The organism is uncultured Anaerotruncus sp., assembly GCF_902490045.1.
In the GTDB taxonomy this organism is placed as follows: Bacteria; Bacillota; Clostridia; order Oscillospirales; family Ruminococcaceae; genus Anaerotruncus.
In genome coordinates this window covers 1-16,702 of record NZ_CABUCJ010000050.1, presented here as the reverse complement: position 1 = coordinate 16,702, position 16,702 = coordinate 1, and the positions used below count along the sequence as shown (strand labels likewise).

The following is a 16,702-nucleotide window of genomic DNA, read 5'->3' as shown; positions in this document are numbered from 1 at the left end:
GCACGAGCTGGGAGCGGTTCTGTCCCGACCAGCTCACCACGCCCGGCGCCTCGAACGCGCCGAACCGCCGGTAGGAGTTGGTCAGCGGGTTGAGGAACGCGGTGATCTCCCGCACGCGGCGCAAAACGCCCGCCGTGAAGCTGAGCGCCTCCGGCTCCGGATGGACGCCGAAGCGGTCGAAGAGGTTGCGCCCCTCCCGGTGGAGGGAGAGGTTCACATGCAGGCCGCTGCCGCTCGCCCCCTCGAGGGGCTTCGGCAGGAAGGAGGCGTAGAGGCCGTTCTTCGACGCCACCGCCTTGACGACCATGCGCAGCGCCATCAGGTTGTCGGCCGCCTCCAGCGGACCCGCGCAGTGGAAATCCACCTCGTTCTGGCCGGGGCCCTGCTCGTGGTGGGACCGCTCGGGCGAAAGGCCCATCTCCTCCAGCGTCAGGCAGATCTCCCGGCGCACATTCTCCCCCCGGTCGTAGGGCGCGAGATCGCAGTAGCCCGCGCGGTCGTGCGGGGTGCGGGTGGGATAGCCCTCCTCGTCGGTCGTGAAGAGGTAGAATTCACACTCGGGCCCGAATTTGCAGGCAAACCCCTCCCGGCCGGCCCGCGCGGCGGCCTCGGCAAGCAGCCTGCGGCCGTCCCCCTCGAACGGCCTGCCGTCCGGGTAGCGGATGCCGCAGAAAAACCGCACCACCCGTCCCTGCGCCGGCCGCCAGGGAAGCACCGACAGGGTGCCCGGGTCGGGCACCAGGAAGAGGTCGCTCTCCGTCACGTCCAGAAAGCCGCGCACCGCGGACGCGTCGAACGAGATGCCCTGCTCGAAGGCCCGCTTCAGCTGAGAGGGCATGACGGCGACGTTCTTCTGCGCGCCGAAAATGTCGCAGAAGACCAGCCTGACGAATTTCACGTCGTTTTCCTCCACGAACTGGAGGACCTCCGATACGGTGGTATCCATTTGGCATGCTCCTTCCGGTCCCCATGCTCCGCCGGGGATTCTCTGCGGTTATTATAGCACAGGTCAGTTGTAGGTATAAAGCTGTTTGTATGGATTTTTGCTGTCCGGCGTGAGCACCCAGAACCGTTCGGCGAGCACGGCCCCTTTGTCCTCGCCGAACGTCGTGCAGAACTCGTCCAGGTATCCGTCGATCTCCGCAAGGTCGGCGGCGGAGGCCTGCGCCGCGCGGATGCGCTCGGACAGGCCGGCGGGCTTTTCCCCGCAGCGCAGGAAGATCTTTCCGCCGTGCATGCCGGTACCGCAGAAATAGCCGGTGAGCGGCGTTCCGGCGGGCCTGCGCAGGCCGAGCACGACGATGACGCCGCCCGCCTGGTATTCCCCGAGGAAGCTGCCCGCCGTGCCGCCCACGACGAGGACCGGCAGCTTGTCGCGGTAGGCCTTCATGTGGATGCCCGCGCGGTATCCCACGTCCCCGTGGATGTAGATTTTTCCGCCGCGCATGCCGTAGCCCGCGCCGTCGCCGCAGGAGCCGTGGATGAGGATCCTGCCGTCGTTCATCGTGTCGCCCGTCGCGTCCTGCGCGTTGCCCCCGGTCACGATCGTGCCGCCGTCAAGGTAGGCGCCCAGCGCGTTGCCCGGAATCCCGGCGACCAGCAGCGTCTTGCCCGAAAGCCCGCCGCCGATGTACCGCTGCCCGACGCAGCCGTCGATCTCGATCCGCTCGTCGGGGCAGGCGCGGATCCGCTCGTTGAGCTCCTGGAAGTGCATCCTTCCCGCCGTGATCTTCATTTCGTCACCCCTCCCAGCCTGTGCGCGCGCTCGGCGCGGGAGAAGGCCATCAGCTGCGGCTTCTCCCGGATGAGCGCGAAGTCGATCGTGTCAAGCGGCGTCCTTTCCCGGATGAGCGTCGTATAGATGCCCGCGCGCTCGATCCCGCCGACCAGGATGTACCCGGCCAGCCGGTTGCCCTGCGTCACAAGGCGCTTATAGGTGTTTTCCCCGCGGGAGACGAAGCTCTCCCCCTCGTAGCTGCCCGCCGTGATGACGTGCAGCCCGAAGAAGCCGATCGCGTTCATCGGCATCGCGCGGTCGTACGCCCTGTCGCCGCCCGCCATGTTGATCCCGGCGCACTCCCCCTGCATATAGGCGTTGGGGAGCAGCGCGAGCACCCGCTCCTGCCCCGTGGTGATGTCATAACTTTCGGCGCAGTCGCCCGCCGCCCATACGCCGGGCAGCGAGGTGCGGCAGTGGTCGTCGGTGCAGATCCCGCGCGCGGTCCTGCCGCCCGCCTCCTTCACCAGCTCCGTGTTGGGGCGCACCCCGACCGCGAAGACGACCAGGTCGTAGGGGACCGTCCCGCCGCTCTTCAGGACCGCCTCGCCGGCGGTGAAGCGCTCGACGCTGTCCCCGAGCAGGAAGGAGACGCCGTGGGCCTCGATGTGCGCCCGCACGACGGCCGAGCTCTCCGCGTCGAGGATGGAGGGCAGGATGCGGTCCGCCAGGTCGACCACCGTGATGCTTTTGCACCTCCCGGCGATCCCCTCGGCGCATTTGAGCCCGATGAGCCCCGCCCCCACGATCAGCACCCGCGCCCCGGGGAAAAGCGCCGCCCCGAGCGCATGCGCGTCGTCGAGGGAGAGGAAGGTGAACTTCTTTTCGATCAGCTCCATCCCCTCCGCCGGCGGGACGAACGGACGGCTGCCGGTGGCCACGAGCAGCCGGTCGTAGGAGAGCGTCCCGCCGGCGGTGCGCACGGTTTTGGCCTTGGGGTCGATGGAGGTCGCTTCCCTGCCGAGCAGGGCGGTCACGCGGTTCTTCCCGTAGAAGTCGTCCGCGCGGTATTTCATCCGCTCCTCATCCGTCTTTCCGCAGAGCAGGTAGGAGATGAGCGGGCGGGAGTAGGTGTGGAAGGGCTCGCGGGAGAGCAGCGTGATCGGCCCCTCCGGGTCGATGGAGCGGATGCCCTCGATGCAGCCGACCGCGGCCGCGGAATTCCCAATGATCAGGTAGTTCACGCGTCCTCCCCCCTCTCTTCAAAGATAATCGCCCGGTTGGGACAGTGCCGGACGCAGGCGGGCTCCCCGTCCGCGCTGCCGATGCAGAGCTCGCACTTCTGGATGGCGCGGCCGTCGGGCGAGGGCATCACCGCCCCGTAGGGGCAGGAGAGGATGCAGGTGTAGCACCCGACGCATTTGTCCCGGTTAATCGTGATGACGCCCTGCCCGTCGACGGTGAGCGCGCCGGTGATACAGCCCTTGACGCAGAGCGGCTCCCGGCAGTGTCGGCAGGAGACCGCGAAGCTGATCCCCCCGCGCTCCTCGATGCGGATGCGCGGATGGATGACCGTGTTTTTGAGCGCCTGCACCATGTCGTTTTCGCCCGAATTGGCGAAGGCGCAGTAGTATTCGCACAGGTGACACCCGAGGCACCACTGTTCATCGACATAGATCCGTTTCATTGCAGCGCCCCCTATTCTCCGGCATGTTTGATGCCGAGGATTTCAAGTTCCTTATCGGTCATGCCGATCCCGCGCAGCATCAGCCGGTTGCCGCGCAGCGCCTCGATCGAGTTGATGCCCATGCCGCCCATCATCTCCTCGATCTCGCGCTTCCAGGCGGTGACGAGATTCACCAGCCGCTGGGAGCCGATGTCGGGGTTGAGGCGGCGCACCAGCTCGGGGCGCTGGGTGGCGATGCCCCAGTTGCAGCGGCCCTGCTGGCAGGAGCGGCAGAGATGGCACCCGAGCGCGAGCAGCGCGGCGGTCGCGATGTAGACCGCGTCGGCGCCGAGCGCGACGGCCTTGACGATGTCGGCGGAGGAACGGATCGAGCCGCCCACGACGATCGACACGTTGCCGCGGATGCCCTCCTCGCGCAGCCGCTGGTCGACGGCCGCCAGCGCGAGCTCGATGGGGATGCCCACGTTGTCGCGGATGCGGGTGGGCGCCGCGCCGGTGCCGCCCCGGAAGCCGTCGATCGCGATGATGTCCGCGCCCGAGCGCGCCACGCCCGAGGCGATCGCCGCGACGTTGTGGACCGCCGCGATCTTGACGATGACCGGCTTCTGGTAGCCGGTCGCCTCCTTGAGGGAGTAGACGAGCTGGCGCAGGTCCTCGATCGAATAGATGTCGTGGTGGGGCGCCGGGGAGATCGCGTCCGACCCCTCGGGGATCATGCGGGTGCGGGAGACGTCGCCGACGATCTTCTGCCCCGGCAGGTGCCCGCCGATGCCTGGCTTGGCCCCCTGCCCCATCTTGATTTCGATGGCGGCCCCCGCGCTCAGGTAGTCCCTGTGCACCCCGAACCGCCCCGAGGCCACCTGCACGATGGTGTTTTTGCCGTACCGATAGAAATCCTCGTGCAGGCCGCCCTCGCCGGTGTTGTAATAGGTGCCCAGCGCCTCGGCCGCGCGCGCGAGCGACGCGTGGGCGTTATAGGAGATCGAGCCGTAGCTCATCGCGGAAAACATCACCGGCACCGCCAGCTCCAGCTGGGGGGTGAGGTTGTTTTTGATCCGCCCGTTTTCGTCCCGCTCGATCCTCTGCGGCTTCGCGCCCAGGAAGGTGCGCGTCTCCATCGGCTCGCGCAGCGGATCGATCGAGGGGTTGGTGACCTGCGAGGCGTTGATCAGCATCCGGTCCCAGTAGACGGGATATTTTTCCGGGTTTCCCATCGAGGAGAGCAGCACCCCGCCGCTGCCCGCCTGCCGGTAGACCGCCGAGATGGTCGGCGCGGTCCAGTTCTCGTTCAATTTGTAGGTGTTGTCGCTCTTGACGATCTTGAGCGCCCGTGTCGGGCAGAGGGAGACGCAGCGCTGGCAGTCGACGCATTTCGTCTCGTCGGCCAGCATCACGCCCCGCCCGGCGTCGAAAGCGTGCACCTCGTTGGCGCACTGCCGCTCGCAGACGCGGCAGGCGATGCAGCGGTCGCGGTCGCGGACCACCTCGTATTCCGGATAGATGAAGTCGTTTGCCGCCATTACCGCGCACCCCCCTTCAGCGTCACGATGACCGGTTCTCCGCCGCGCGGCGCCCACAGCCGGTCGAGCGCGGGCTCGATCACGCGAATGGCACATTCCTCGCTGGCGACATAGGTCGTGTCGCCCTTTTCGCCGACGACCATCGACCGCAGCTTGAGGCGGTCGTTGAGCGCCATCATGCCGCCCGTGAAGCCGAGCAGGATGGAGAACGGCCCGGTGATCAGCAGGGAGGAAAACGCGTTGCGCAGGTAGGTCATGCGCTCCCGCTTTTCGGCGGGGAAGCCGTCGATCGTCGACCAGAAGGGCGCGGCGATTACGCTCGCCGCCTCCTCGAACGAGAGGCCCTGGCGGCGGACGAGGTAGTCGATCACGTAGGTGATGACCTCGGTGTCGGTCAGCAGGTTGCACTGGTAGCCGAACATCTCGATGTAGCGCCGGTTGGCGTCATAGGAGCTGATCTCGCCGTTGTGCACCACCGAGTAGTCGAGCAGCGCGAACGGGTGCGCGCCGCCCCACCAGCCGGGGGTGTTGGTCGGATAGCGGCCGTGCGCCGTCCAGCAGTAGCCGGAATATTCCTCCAAACGGTAAAAGGCTCCCACGTCCTCGGGGAAGCCGACCGCTTTGAAAACGCCCATGTTCTTGCCGCTTGAAAAGATGTACGCCCCGTTGATCGCGCTGTTGACCCGCACGACGCAGCGCGCGGTGAACTCCCGCTCGTCGAGCTGGCTGGCCGCGAGCCTAGTCGGCAGCGGCGCGGCGAAATACCGCCAGATGAGGGGCTCGTCGGTGATCCGGGGCATCCTGCGCACCGGGATCTTCGAGAGGTTCACGATGTCGAAATGCCGCTCGAGGAACGCCTCACATTCCTGCCGGGCGGCGGCGGACTCGTAGAACACATGGAACGCGTAGAGGTCCTTGTACTCGGGGTAGATGCCGTATCCGGCGAAGCCGCCGCCCAGCCCGTTGGAGCGGTCGTGCATCACCGAGATCGACTCGACGATCTTTTCCCCGCTGATCCGCCTGCCGTCCCGGCAGAAAATCCCCGAGATCGCGCAGCCGGATGGAATCCTGATGTCTCCCTCTCTTGTTCTCTCTTTTTGCATCTCTTCCACCACTCTTTGTCCAGAAATGAAAGAAGACGCCCACCAGAGGATACGCCGCAGGCCGGGCGCGTCCCTGATGAACGTCTTTGTTCCTGTTGATTATATATGGAAGCATGCAGGTCTGTCAAGGTAATCCTGCATATTTACCGCGCGCATCCTGCAATTTTGGCAAATTTACCGAATCTCTCAAGCGATTCGGCAGGTTAAACAGATAAATCGCACCAACTTTAACAAACTCTACAAAACCCCATTGACAACGGTCTTTTCCGCGCCTATAATAACGGCATACACAGCAAAGGCGCTGCGGGTTCTGGCCCGCGGCGCCTCTTTTTTTATTTCTTTTTTGTGCGAGCGAAATGAAAGGAGCATCTGTCATGACTGCAAACTGCGCGAACAAACTCCCCGATATCTTCGGCAGCATGGTGTTCGATGACCGCGCGATGCGGCAGCGCCTGCCGAAGGAGACCTACAGGGCCCTCCGGAACACGATCGAGAACGGCAAGAAACTCGACGTCAACATCGCCAACGTCGTGGCCAACGCCATGAAGGACTGGGCCGTCGAGCGCGGCTGCACCCACTTCACCCACTGGTTCCAGCCGATGACCGGCGTCACCGCCGAAAAGCACGACAGCTTCATCTCCGCCTCCTCCGACGGCAGCGTGATCATGGAGTTTTCCGGCAAGGAGCTCGTCAAAGGGGAGCCGGACGCGTCGAGCTTCCCCTCGGGCGGCCTGCGCGCGACCTTCGAGGCGCGTGGCTACACCGCCTGGGACCCCTCCTCCTATGCCTTTATCAAGGACAGCACCCTCTGCATCCCCACCGCCTTCTACTCCTACTCGGGCGAGGCGCTCGACAAGAAGACCCCCCTGCTCCGTTCGATGGAGGCGCTCAACCGGCAGGCGCTGCGCATCCTGCGCCTCTTCGGCAACGAGGGGGTCCGGCGCGTGGTCACCACCGTCGGCCCCGAGCAGGAGTATTTCCTCGTCGACAAGGCCCTCTTCCGGCAGCGCCGCGACCTGATGTTCTGCGGGCGCACCCTCTACGGCGCGAAGCCCCCCAAGGGCCAGGAGATGGAGGACCACTATTTCGGCGCGATCAAGCCGCGCGTCTCCGCCTATATGAAGGAGCTGGACGAGGAGCTGTGGAAGCTGGGCATCCTCGCCAAGACCGAGCACAACGAGGTCGCGCCCGCCCAGCACGAGCTGGCCTCCATCTATACCTCCACCAACGTGGCGACCGACCACAACCAGCTCGTCATGGAGCTGATGAAGAATGTCGCCGACCGCCACGGGCTGGTCTGCCTGCTGCATGAAAAGCCCTTCGCGGGCGTCAACGGCAGCGGCAAGCACGACAACTGGTCGCTCTCCACCGACGCGGGCCAGAATCTGCTCGAGCCGGGCGATTCCCCGCAGGAGAACGCGCAGTTCCTGCTCTTCCTCGCAGCCGTCATCCAGGCGGTCGACGACTACCAGGATTTGATGCGCGTGTCCGTCGCGAGCGCGGGCAACGACCACCGCCTCGGCGCCAACGAGGCTCCGCCCGCCATCGTGTCGATGTACCTGGGCGACGTGCTGACCGGGATCCTCGATTCGATCGAGAGCGGCGCCCCCTACGACCCCCAGAGCGCCGAGGAGCTGCGCGTGGGCGTGCACATCCTCCCGCGCTTCCCCAAGGATACCACCGACCGCAACCGCACCTCGCCCTTCGCCTTCACCGGCAACAAGTTCGAGTTCCGCATGCTCGGCTCCTCCTTCTCGATCTCGGGGCCGAACATCGTCCTCAACACCATTGTGGCCGAATCGCTCAGCCGGTTCGCCGACACGCTGGAAAACGCGGACGACTTTGACGGCGCGCTGCACGACCTCATCAAGATGGTCATCCGCGAGCACCGCCGCATCATCTTCAACGGCAACAGCTACAGCGACGAATGGAAGCGGGAGGCCGAAAGGCGCGGCCTGCTCAACCTGCGCACCACCCCCGAGGCGCTCCCTTACTTTGTGAGCCCGAAGAACATCGCGCTCTTCACCAAGCATAAGATCTTCACCGAGACGGAGATGCGCTCCCGCTACGAAATCCTGCTAGAAAACTACGCCAAGACCCTCGCGATCGAGGCGCAGACGATGCTGGAGATGTCGCGCAAGGAGATCATCCCGGCGGTCAACGCCTACGTGAAGGACCTCACCGATACCGCACTGGCCAAACAGTCGTTCGACCGCGAGCTGGGCTGCGTCATGGAGCGCGAGCTGCTCGGCAGGCTCTCCGGGCTGGAGGGCGGCGTCTACCGCAAGACCGAGCTGCTGGAAAAGCAGCTCCAGCAGCTTGGGGAGATCTCCTCAGCCAAAGAGCAGGCCGACTTCTGCGCGGGCACCCTCTTTGCCGCGATGCAGGAGCTGCGCGCCGTCGCCGACGAGCTCGAGTCGCTCACCGGAAAAACATACTGGCCCTTCCCGACCTACGGGGAGCTGCTCTTCAGCATCTGACCACTTCTTTCAATTCCTTCTTTTATCTCTGTCCCTTTCTTTTCTCTTTTTGCACATTGGCGTGCATCCCGGGCCGACGGGCGGCTGCCCACCGGGATGCGCGCCAATCTTTTTTCTTTGTATTTTCTGTTTGAGGAGGCATCGATATGTTTTCATCCGTAGACACCATCTGGGTACTGCTCGGCGCCGCGCTCGTCTTCTTTATGCAGGCGGGCTTCGCCATGGTCGAAACCGGCTTTACCCGCGCGAAAAACGCCGGCAACATCATCATGAAAAACCTGATGGACTTCTGCATCGGCACCCCCATTTTCTGGCTGCTCGGCTTCGGGCTCATGTTTGCGGGCTCGGGCGCGCTGGTCGGTGGCTTTGACCCGTTCGTCCGCGGCGACTATTCGGGCGCCTATCCCACCGCCGCCTTTCTGATCTTCCAGACGGTCTTCTGCGCGACCGCCGCGACGATCGTTTCGGGCGCGATGGCCGAACGCACCAAGTTTTCCGCCTACTGCATCTATTCGGCGGTCATCAGCGCCGTCATCTACCCCATCTCCGGCCACTGGATCTGGGGCGGCGGCTGGCTCGCCCAGATGGGCTTCCATGATTTTGCCGGCTCCACCGCGGTCCACATGGTCGGCGGCGTGGCCGCGCTGGTCGGCGCGAAAATCCTCGGTCCCCGCCTCGGCAAATACGGCAGGGACGGCAAGCCCAAGGCGATCCCCGGGCACAGCCTCACTCTCGGCGCACTCGGCGTCTTTATCCTCTGGTTCTGCTGGTTCGGCTTCAACGGCTGCTCCACCGTCTCGATGACGGGGGACGACACGATCGCCTCGGCCGCCAACATCTTCGTCACCACCAATCTCGCGGCGGCCGTCGCCACCTGCACCGTGATGCTCATCACCTGGGTCCGCTATAAAAAACCGGATGTTTCGATGACCCTCAACGGCTCCCTTGCAGGACTTGTGGCGATCACCGCCGGCTGCGACGCCGTCACCCCCGTGGGCGCCGCGATCATCGGTATCGCGGCAGGGTTCGTAGTCGTCTTCGGCATCGAATTCATCGACAAGGTCTGCAAAATCGACGACCCCGTCGGCGCGATCGGCGTACATGGCCTGTGCGGCGCGACCGGCACCGTCCTGACCGGGCTCTTCGCCTATCACCTCACCGACGAGGCCGGAACCCCCCTCGGCCTCTTCTACGGCGGCGGGTTCGCCTTCACCGGCACCCAGATTCTCGGTGTCGTGTCGGTTATCGCGTGGGTCGCCGTCACGATGACCGTCGTCTTCCAGCTTCTCAAGCACACCGTCGGCCTGCGCGTCACGCCGCACGAGGAGATCGTCGGCCTCGACATCGAGGAACACGGGCTCGTCAGCAGCTACGCCGACTTTATGCCCTCCGTCCCGATGATCGACGCGATGGGCGCGGAGGAGGCCAACGCCGCCAAAGGCACGGTGCCCGTCTCCAGCGCGGTTCCGGTCGAGCTCGTCGGAGCAGGCGCGCCCGCTTCCGACGTAAAAATGACCAAGGTGGTCGTCATCGCCAGGCAAAATCGGTTCGAGGCGCTCAAAACGGCGCTTAACGAGATCGGCATCACCGGCATCACGGTGACGCAGGTGCTCGGCTGCGGCATGCAGAAGGGCTCCACCGAATATTACCGCGGCGTGCCGCTCGAGATGAACCTGCTGCCCAAGATCAAGGTGGAAGTCGTCGTCTGCAAGGTGCCCGTCCGCGAGGTGATCGAGACCGCCAAAAAGGTCCTCTACACCGGGCACATCGGGGACGGCAAAATCTTCGTCTACAACATCGAAAACGTCGTCAAGGTCCGCACCGGCGAGGAGGGCTACGACGCCCTCCAGGACGTCGAGTGATAGATTTCCCCTTTTAAGCACCCCAACACTGTCCACAGGAAGGGGCGGCGGGCTTTTCCCGCCGCCCCTTCCGCATCCCTCTCTGCGAAAAGGAGCGGCCGCCCGAAAGGGCGGCCGCCTGACGTTCCTTTTTCATCAGTAAAAAAGTTTCGGGGCCCGGGGGCAAAGCCCCTAAGCGATCGTTTCCCCCGTGATCTTCTCGTAAAACTTCACCAGCGCGCTGTGGTCGTCGCCGCCGCAGCCGCCGGCGCGCAGCGTCTGCATCATCTCCATGACCGCGGCGGTCAGCGGCAGCGGCGCGCCGACCGCGTGGCCCGTCTCAAGCGCGTTGCCGAGGTCCTTGATGTGCAGGTCGATGCGGAAGCCCGGCGCGAAACTGCGTTCGAGCATCATCGGCGTCTTGGCGTTCAGCACCGCCGAGCCCGCGAGCCCGCCCTTCACCGCGTCGAACACCCGCGCGGGGTCCACCCCCGCGCGGCAGGCGAGCATCATCGCCTCCGAGACCGCCGCGATGTTCGCCGCTACGATCACCTGGTTGGCGAGCTTGGTCGTGTTGCCCGCGCCGATTTCACCGCACCAGACGGCGCTCGCCCCCATACAGAGCAGCACCGGCCTGACCGCCTCGAAGACCGCCCGCTCGCCGCCCGCCATGATCGACAGCGTCCCGTCGACCGCCTTGGGCTCGCCGCCGCTCACCGGCGCGTCGAGCATCTTGACGCCCTTTTCAGCGCAGGCCGCCGCGATCTCCTGCGACGCGCCCGGCGCGATCGAGCTCATGTCCACGAGGACCGTCCCCGGCGCCGCGCCCTCGAGCACGCCCGCCTCCCCGCAGACCGCCTCGCGGACGTTGGGGGAGTTGGGCAGCATGGTGATCACAAGCTCGCTTCCCTCGGAAGCCCCCCGGGGCGTTTCCGCCGCGCGCGCACCAGCCGCGGCGAGCTCCGCCGTATGCTCGGGATGGTGGTCGCAGACGGTGAGCGCGTGTCCCGCCCGCAGGAGGTTCTTCGCCATCGGCCTGCCCATGATGCCGAGGCCGATAAATCCAATCTTCATCATTCTCCCCCCTCAAAAGCCGATCCGGCTGAGAAAACGCATGAGGTTGTCGGCTGTCAGCGCCATGTCGCTTTTGCTGCGCGTCTTGGCGACCGAGAAGTCGACCGCCACGCGGTTGGTGCTGAAGACCGCCGACACCCCCTCCTCATAGGCGTTTTCGATGTCGTCGCCGATATCCCCGACGAGCGCCACAAGCGGCACGCCGTGCTTTTTGCAGCGGCGGGCCACGCCGATTACCACCTTGCCGCGCAGGCTCTGGGTGTCGATCTTGCCCTCGCCGCTCAACACGAGATCCGCGTCGGACACGAGCCGGTCGAAGCCGACCGTGTCAAGCACCGTCTCGATGCCCATCTGCAGCCGGGAGCCGAAGAAGGCGACCATGCCGCCCCCCATGCCGCCCGCGGCGCCCGCGCCCGGCAGGTCCGCCACGTCGCGGCCGAGCTCCCGCCCGACCGTCCGGGCGATCGCGCGCAGCTGCCCGTCGAGGTATTCGACCATCGCGGGATCGGCGCCCTTCTGCGGGCCGAAGATGTAGGCAGCGCCGTTTTTTCCGCAGAGGGGGTTGTCGATGTCGCACATCGTGACGACCTCAATTTCCCTGAGCGCGGGCAGCAGGCCCGACATGTCGATCTTCGCGACGCGCGCGAGGTTTTCGCCCACCGGGACGAATTCCTTCCCCGCTTCGTCGAGGAAGCGCACGCCGAGCGCCGCGGCCGCCCCGGCGCCGAAATCGTTGGTGGCGCTGCCGCCCAGGCCGACGATCATCTTTTTGCAGCCGCGCCCGGCGGCGTGCGCCATGAGCTGGCCGACACCGTAGGTGGTGGTCTTTTCGGCGTGCCGGTTCTCACCCACGAGCGGAAGGCCCGCGCAGGCCGCCATCTCGATAACGGCGGTGGAGCCGCCGTCCAGCAGGCCGTAGTACCCCTCCATCTCCTCCATGTAAGGGCCCCTCACGGGGACTTCGACCCGCTCGCCGCCGACAGCGGCCAGAAACGCGTCCACGCTCCCCTCCCCGCCGTCCGCGACGGGGATCGAGACGACCTCCGCGCCCGGGTAGTAGGCGCGGACCGCCTCCGCCATGACGCCGCAGATCTCCGAGGAACTCATCGTCCCCTTGAAGGAGTCGGGCATCAGGATCACCTTTTTCATGTGTATCCCCCTTTAGAGAAAAGCCGGACAGAATCTGTCCGGCTTTTCCTCCTGGAAATGTGTGTTCCCCGCCCGCGTCAAATCATGATGAGGGAGAGAATCCAGATGAAAATCATAGCCGCGACGCCCATCAGCAGCGTCAGCATGGTCTGCGTTTTGTAGCCGTCCTGGGCCTTCAGCTCGCCGAAGTTGGTGACGACCCAGAAGTAGGAGTCGTTCGCGTGGGAAACGGTCATCGCGCCCGCGCCGATCGCCATGACGGTCAGGGCGGCGGCCACCGGGGAGGTCAGCCCCAGCGCGGCCATCATGCTGCCCGATTCGGAGATCGCGCCCATGATGCCGGCGGTCGTGGTGATCGCGACCGTCGAGGAGCCCTGCGCCGACTTGAGGATGGCGGCGATGAGGAAGGGGAAGAAGATGCCGACGCTCGACAGGAACGCCGCATGCTCGGACATGTACTCGACAAAGCCCGCGGTGGAGATGATCTTGCCAAGCACGCCGCCCGCGGCGGTGATGAAGAGGATCGGGCCGACCGTCTTGAGGGTCTCGTCGGTCAGTTCGCGGAATTCGCCCATCTTTCCGGTGGTGACCAGCGTCGCGATGCTGCACAGCAGGCCGACCGCCAGCGCGATGATCGGCGCGCCGAGGAAGGCGCAGACGCTCGCGAGTCCGCCCTGCCAGCCGAGGATCGAGGAGATCGAGCTCAAGGCCATCAGGATGATCGGCAGGATGATCGGGGTGAAGGAGGCCAGCGTGCTCGGCAGCTTGCCGTATTCCCTGACGAGCTCCTCATAGCTCTTGACGACCTCGTTGTCGTCGGGGTCGTCCTCGGACGGAGATTTGACCCGCTTGCCGATGTACTTGGCGAAGAAATACGCCACGATCAGGCAGGGGATCGAAACGAGCGCGCCCATGCCGATGACGAGAAGCAGGTTGTTCCCGATGCCGAGGGTGCCGGCGGCCGCGATCGGGCCTGGCGTCGGCGGGATGAAGACGTGCGAGATGTAAAGCCCGCCCGACAGCGCCACCGTCATCGCGACGGAGGAGCACATCGTCTTTTTGACCATCGCCTTGCGGATGGGGTTGAGGATGACGAACCCGCTGTCGCAGAAGACGGGGATCGAGACGATCCAGCCCATCAGCATGATGGCGATTTCAGGGTGCTTCCTGCCCACGAGTTTTACGACCGCGTCGGCAAGGCGGATGGCGCCGCCGGTCTTCTCGAGGAAGAAGCCGATCATCGCGCCGAGGATGATGACGATGCCGATGCTGGAGAAGGTGCCGGAGAAGCCCGCGCCGATCGTGCCGGGGATATCGGCCAGCGGGATGCCGACGATGATCGCCAGCAGCAGCGCCACGCCCATGATGGCGAGGAAGGGATGCAGCTTCAGCTTGGAGATTGCGAGGATCATCACGACGATCGCGATGACAAACGTGATTAAAAGCGGTACACCTGTCATTGTCTCTACCTCCATTCAAACATGCCTATGTGATGCGGCTTTCGCCGCCGCCTGCCGTTGCCGTCCGCCGGATGGAGAGCCGTCCATCCGGGGCCATGTCGTTAAGCCCGGAAGAGCGGCCTTTGTCGTTTGGGTGTTTTCCACATTTCGTCCCCTTGGGTCTCCCGATTTTCTGTTATAAGTATACTATTCCATTTCTTTCCCGTCTACGTTTCAAATAACATATTCTGTCAAAATAATCTGTTTTCAAAAACAGAATCATAAAAAACGTCCCGCTTTTGTTCACATTTTATACAAAATTCAGCTCATCCCGGTTTTCGTTGTAGAACTGCACCGCCAGATAAAAGAGGGAGGAATCCGACAGGCTGCGCGGGTCGTAGCCCGTCTGCTCGCAGAGCTTGCGCAGCTTGTACTGGAGGGTATTCTTGTGGATGAAGAGCTGGGCGGCCGCCTCGGACAGCGATCCGTCCGCCTCGAAATAGACCTCCAGCAGATGCACCCAGGAATCGATCTCCTCGGGAGTGAAGCCGCGAAAGATGCGGCGGATGAATTCCGCCTTGGAGGTCTGCGGGATTTCATCCATGAAGAGCTCGAGGTTGATGTCGTCATAGAACCGGATCGTACTCCCACGGGAGGCGCGGCAGGCCCTGAGCGCCTTCTGGGCGCGCAGGTAGGACTGGTGCAAGAGGCTGCCGTCCCGGCTGTCCGCGCCCACGATCACGCGGATGCTGAACTGCCGCCACACCTGCGCCTGAATCTGCTGCGCGAAGAACCGCAGCTTCGCGTCCTCGCCGTCCGGCATGAGGCAGATCATCTGGGAGGCCGTCTTGGTGAAGACGCCGTTTTTCTCCTCCCCGACCATCCGCCGGACCGTCTTGTTCACCCGGTCGATGATCCGCTGGCCCTCGGGACTGTCGCTGTAATCCCGCAGGTTTTCGATCTCCGCCACGAGCACCCGGCGCGGCAGCGTGATGTCGATGCCCAGCCGCGCGCCCCGCTCGACGAACGCCTGGCCCTGGCTGGCCGCGTCGCCGTAGAGCCATTCGTCGATGAAGCGGGTGCGGATGCGGTCGTCGATCTTCTTCTGCTCCTTGTCGAAATTCTCGATCAGCAGAATTTCCGTCATCTTTTTGATGATCTGCCCGTATTTGACCACCTCGTCCCGCTCTCCGGTGATTCCCACGACCCCCGCGATCTCCCCGTCGAGCAGGATGGGCAGGTTGATCCCCTTCCGGGTCCCCTCGTATTCGTCGTCGTCCTGGATGATCAGCTCGTCGAGGTGCTCCCCGATCACCCGCGCGGCACCCTCGTGATAGGTGTCCACCCGCTCGGGGTCGGTGCTCGCGATGATCGTGCCGTCCGCATCCATCATATTAACGTGCTGGCCGATGATGCCGCTGATCTCATTGACGATCTGCATGGCGTTCCGTTTGGAAATATCCATACGGCAGCCCTCCCTTCCGGTTCCTATTATACCACAAGGCAAAGTTCTTGTGGTATCATTGCACATCGGGACAGGAGCGACAGAGGCGTGGATCATCCTGCGCATACCCCCTCCCCTCCCGCACATATAATGGTGGGACGGGGAGGGGTTGCCATGCGGCGTGGAAAGATCGTTTTTGCTGGGATTCTGCTGGCGGCGGCCGCAGGGGCGACGCTGTTTGCCGCGCGGCCCGCCGCGGTGCCCGCCGTGGAGGCGCTGCCCGCCTCCTCCTATATTAAATGGGTCGATTTCAACGTTCCGGCAGACGCGCTCGACAGAAGCTGCCGCGCGGCGGTGACGGCGCACGAAGAGGGGCTCGGCGCGTCGATGCCCGACCTGCTCGCCTGCCTCGCGGCGGGCTACTGGGGAAACTGGAAATCCTACCGCGCCGCCGACCTCGACCGGCTGATGGACCGGCTGCGCGCCGGTGAGACGCTCGACGGCATCGGCAGGGAATATAAGGACTACCCCTATTATAAGGAGGCCTACGGCGCGGTGCTGGACGGCATGGTCGGGGATTACGCCATCGCGCTGCCCGGCGAGGACGGCGAACCGCGCTGGCAGGTCAAATACGGGCTCAAGGCCTACTGCCCGGTGGCGGAGGGCTTCCGCTTTTCCCACTGCGACGACTTCGGCAACGCCCGTTCCTTCGGCTACCGGCGCAGGCACCTCGGCAACGACCTGATGGGCAGCGTCGGCAGTCCCATCGTGGCGGTCGAATCGGGGGTGGTCGAGGAGCTCGGCTGGAACCAGTACGGCGGCTGGCGGGTCGGCATCCGCTCCTTCGACGGCAGGCGCTACTACTATTACGCCCACCTGCGCAAGGGCGCCCCTTACCAGCCGGGGCTCGAAAGGGGAAACGTCGTACAGGCGGGCGACGTCATCGGCTACCTCGGCATGACGGGCTACTCCCGCACCGAGGACGTCAACGGGATGAAGGTGCCCCACCTGCATTTCGGCATGCAGCTCATCTTCGACGAGTCGCAGAAGACCGGAAACGGGGAGATCTGGATCGACGTCTGCCAGCTCGTCAATTTCCTCGAGCGCAACCGCAGCACCGTCGACCGGGACGACGGCGGATTCTACGCCCGCCGGTACGAATACCTCGATTTTTCCGCCGCGCAGTATCTTACGGATTCGCGCGGCACATCCTAAAAAGAGCGGGGCACGGCCCCGCTCTTTTCTGTT

At 64.7% G+C, this 16,702-nt stretch carries 13 protein-coding genes; 3 read left to right on the top strand and 10 right to left on the bottom strand.

Features of this window, described 5'->3' with window-relative positions; genetic code table 11:
• From RDM88_RS07045 to RDM88_RS07020, 6 genes are all read right to left on the bottom strand, one after another.
• Positions 1–946 (bottom strand): glutamine synthetase family protein (locus RDM88_RS07045; protein WP_308754159.1); only part of this gene is annotated, 946 nt, incomplete at its 3' end.
• A gap of 63 nt (positions 947–1,009) precedes the next feature.
• Positions 1,010–1,735, bottom strand: a complete 726-nt coding sequence (locus RDM88_RS07040; RefSeq protein ID WP_308754158.1) for a glutamate synthase — start codon at positions 1,733–1,735, stop codon at positions 1,010–1,012.
• Entirely contained in the window at positions 1,732–2,961 is a 1,230-nt protein-coding gene (locus RDM88_RS07035; protein ID WP_308754157.1) for an FAD-dependent oxidoreductase, read from the bottom strand. Before RDM88_RS07035 ends, RDM88_RS07040 begins: the two co-directional genes overlap by 4 nt.
• Positions 2,958–3,404 carry a 4Fe-4S dicluster domain-containing protein gene (locus RDM88_RS07030; protein ID WP_308754156.1) on the bottom strand — a complete coding sequence of 149 codons (447 nt, stop codon included), beginning with the start codon at positions 3,402–3,404 and terminating at the stop codon, positions 2,958–2,960. The genes RDM88_RS07035 and RDM88_RS07030 overlap by 4 nt, the downstream gene beginning before the upstream one ends.
• 11 nt (positions 3,405–3,415) lie before the next feature.
• Positions 3,416–4,924, bottom strand: a complete 1,509-nt coding sequence (locus tag RDM88_RS07025; protein WP_308754155.1) for a glutamate synthase-related protein — start codon at positions 4,922–4,924, stop codon at positions 3,416–3,418.
• Complete coding sequence (locus RDM88_RS07020) at positions 4,924–6,027, bottom strand: glutamine amidotransferase family protein (protein WP_308754154.1); 1,104 nt, start codon at positions 6,025–6,027, stop codon at positions 4,924–4,926. The genes RDM88_RS07025 and RDM88_RS07020 overlap by 1 nt, the downstream gene beginning before the upstream one ends.
• A 374-nt stretch (positions 6,028–6,401) precedes the next feature.
• On the opposite strand from RDM88_RS07020, the gene RDM88_RS07015 reads away from it, so the two are divergent.
• The gene (locus RDM88_RS07015; RefSeq protein ID WP_308754153.1) at positions 6,402–8,507 is read left to right on the top strand and encodes a glutamine synthetase III; all 2,106 of its coding nucleotides are present in this window, start codon (positions 6,402–6,404) and stop codon (positions 8,505–8,507) included.
• A gap of 146 nt (positions 8,508–8,653) precedes the next feature.
• Positions 8,654–10,369: an ammonium transporter gene (locus RDM88_RS07010; protein ID WP_308754152.1), complete on the top strand. Its 1,716-nt coding sequence runs from the start codon at positions 8,654–8,656 to the stop codon at positions 10,367–10,369.
• 171 nt (positions 10,370–10,540) lie between these two features.
• Here the strand turns inward: RDM88_RS07010 and garR are convergent, their stop codons facing one another.
• The 4 genes from garR to RDM88_RS06990 form a co-directional block, all read right to left on the bottom strand.
• Positions 10,541–11,422: a 2-hydroxy-3-oxopropionate reductase gene (garR, locus tag RDM88_RS07005; protein ID WP_308754151.1), complete on the bottom strand. Its 882-nt coding sequence runs from the start codon at positions 11,420–11,422 to the stop codon at positions 10,541–10,543.
• A gap of 12 nt (positions 11,423–11,434) precedes the next feature.
• Positions 11,435–12,571 carry a glycerate kinase gene (locus RDM88_RS07000; RefSeq protein WP_308754150.1) on the bottom strand — a complete coding sequence of 379 codons (1,137 nt, stop codon included), beginning with the start codon at positions 12,569–12,571 and terminating at the stop codon, positions 11,435–11,437.
• Between the two features lie 77 nt (positions 12,572–12,648).
• Positions 12,649–14,031, bottom strand: coding sequence for a GntP family permease (locus RDM88_RS06995; protein ID WP_308754149.1), 1,383 nt, complete (start codon positions 14,029–14,031; stop codon positions 12,649–12,651).
• A 289-nt stretch (positions 14,032–14,320) separates the two neighbouring features.
• Positions 14,321–15,475, bottom strand: coding sequence for a sugar diacid recognition domain-containing protein (locus tag RDM88_RS06990; protein WP_308754148.1), 1,155 nt, complete (start codon positions 15,473–15,475; stop codon positions 14,321–14,323).
• A gap of 153 nt (positions 15,476–15,628) precedes the next feature.
• On the opposite strand from RDM88_RS06990, the gene RDM88_RS06985 reads away from it, so the two are divergent.
• Positions 15,629–16,669 (top strand): M23 family metallopeptidase, encoded by a 1,041-nt coding sequence (locus RDM88_RS06985; RefSeq protein ID WP_308754147.1) that lies wholly within the window; start codon positions 15,629–15,631, stop codon positions 16,667–16,669.
• Positions 16,670–16,702: the final 33 nt, after the last annotated feature.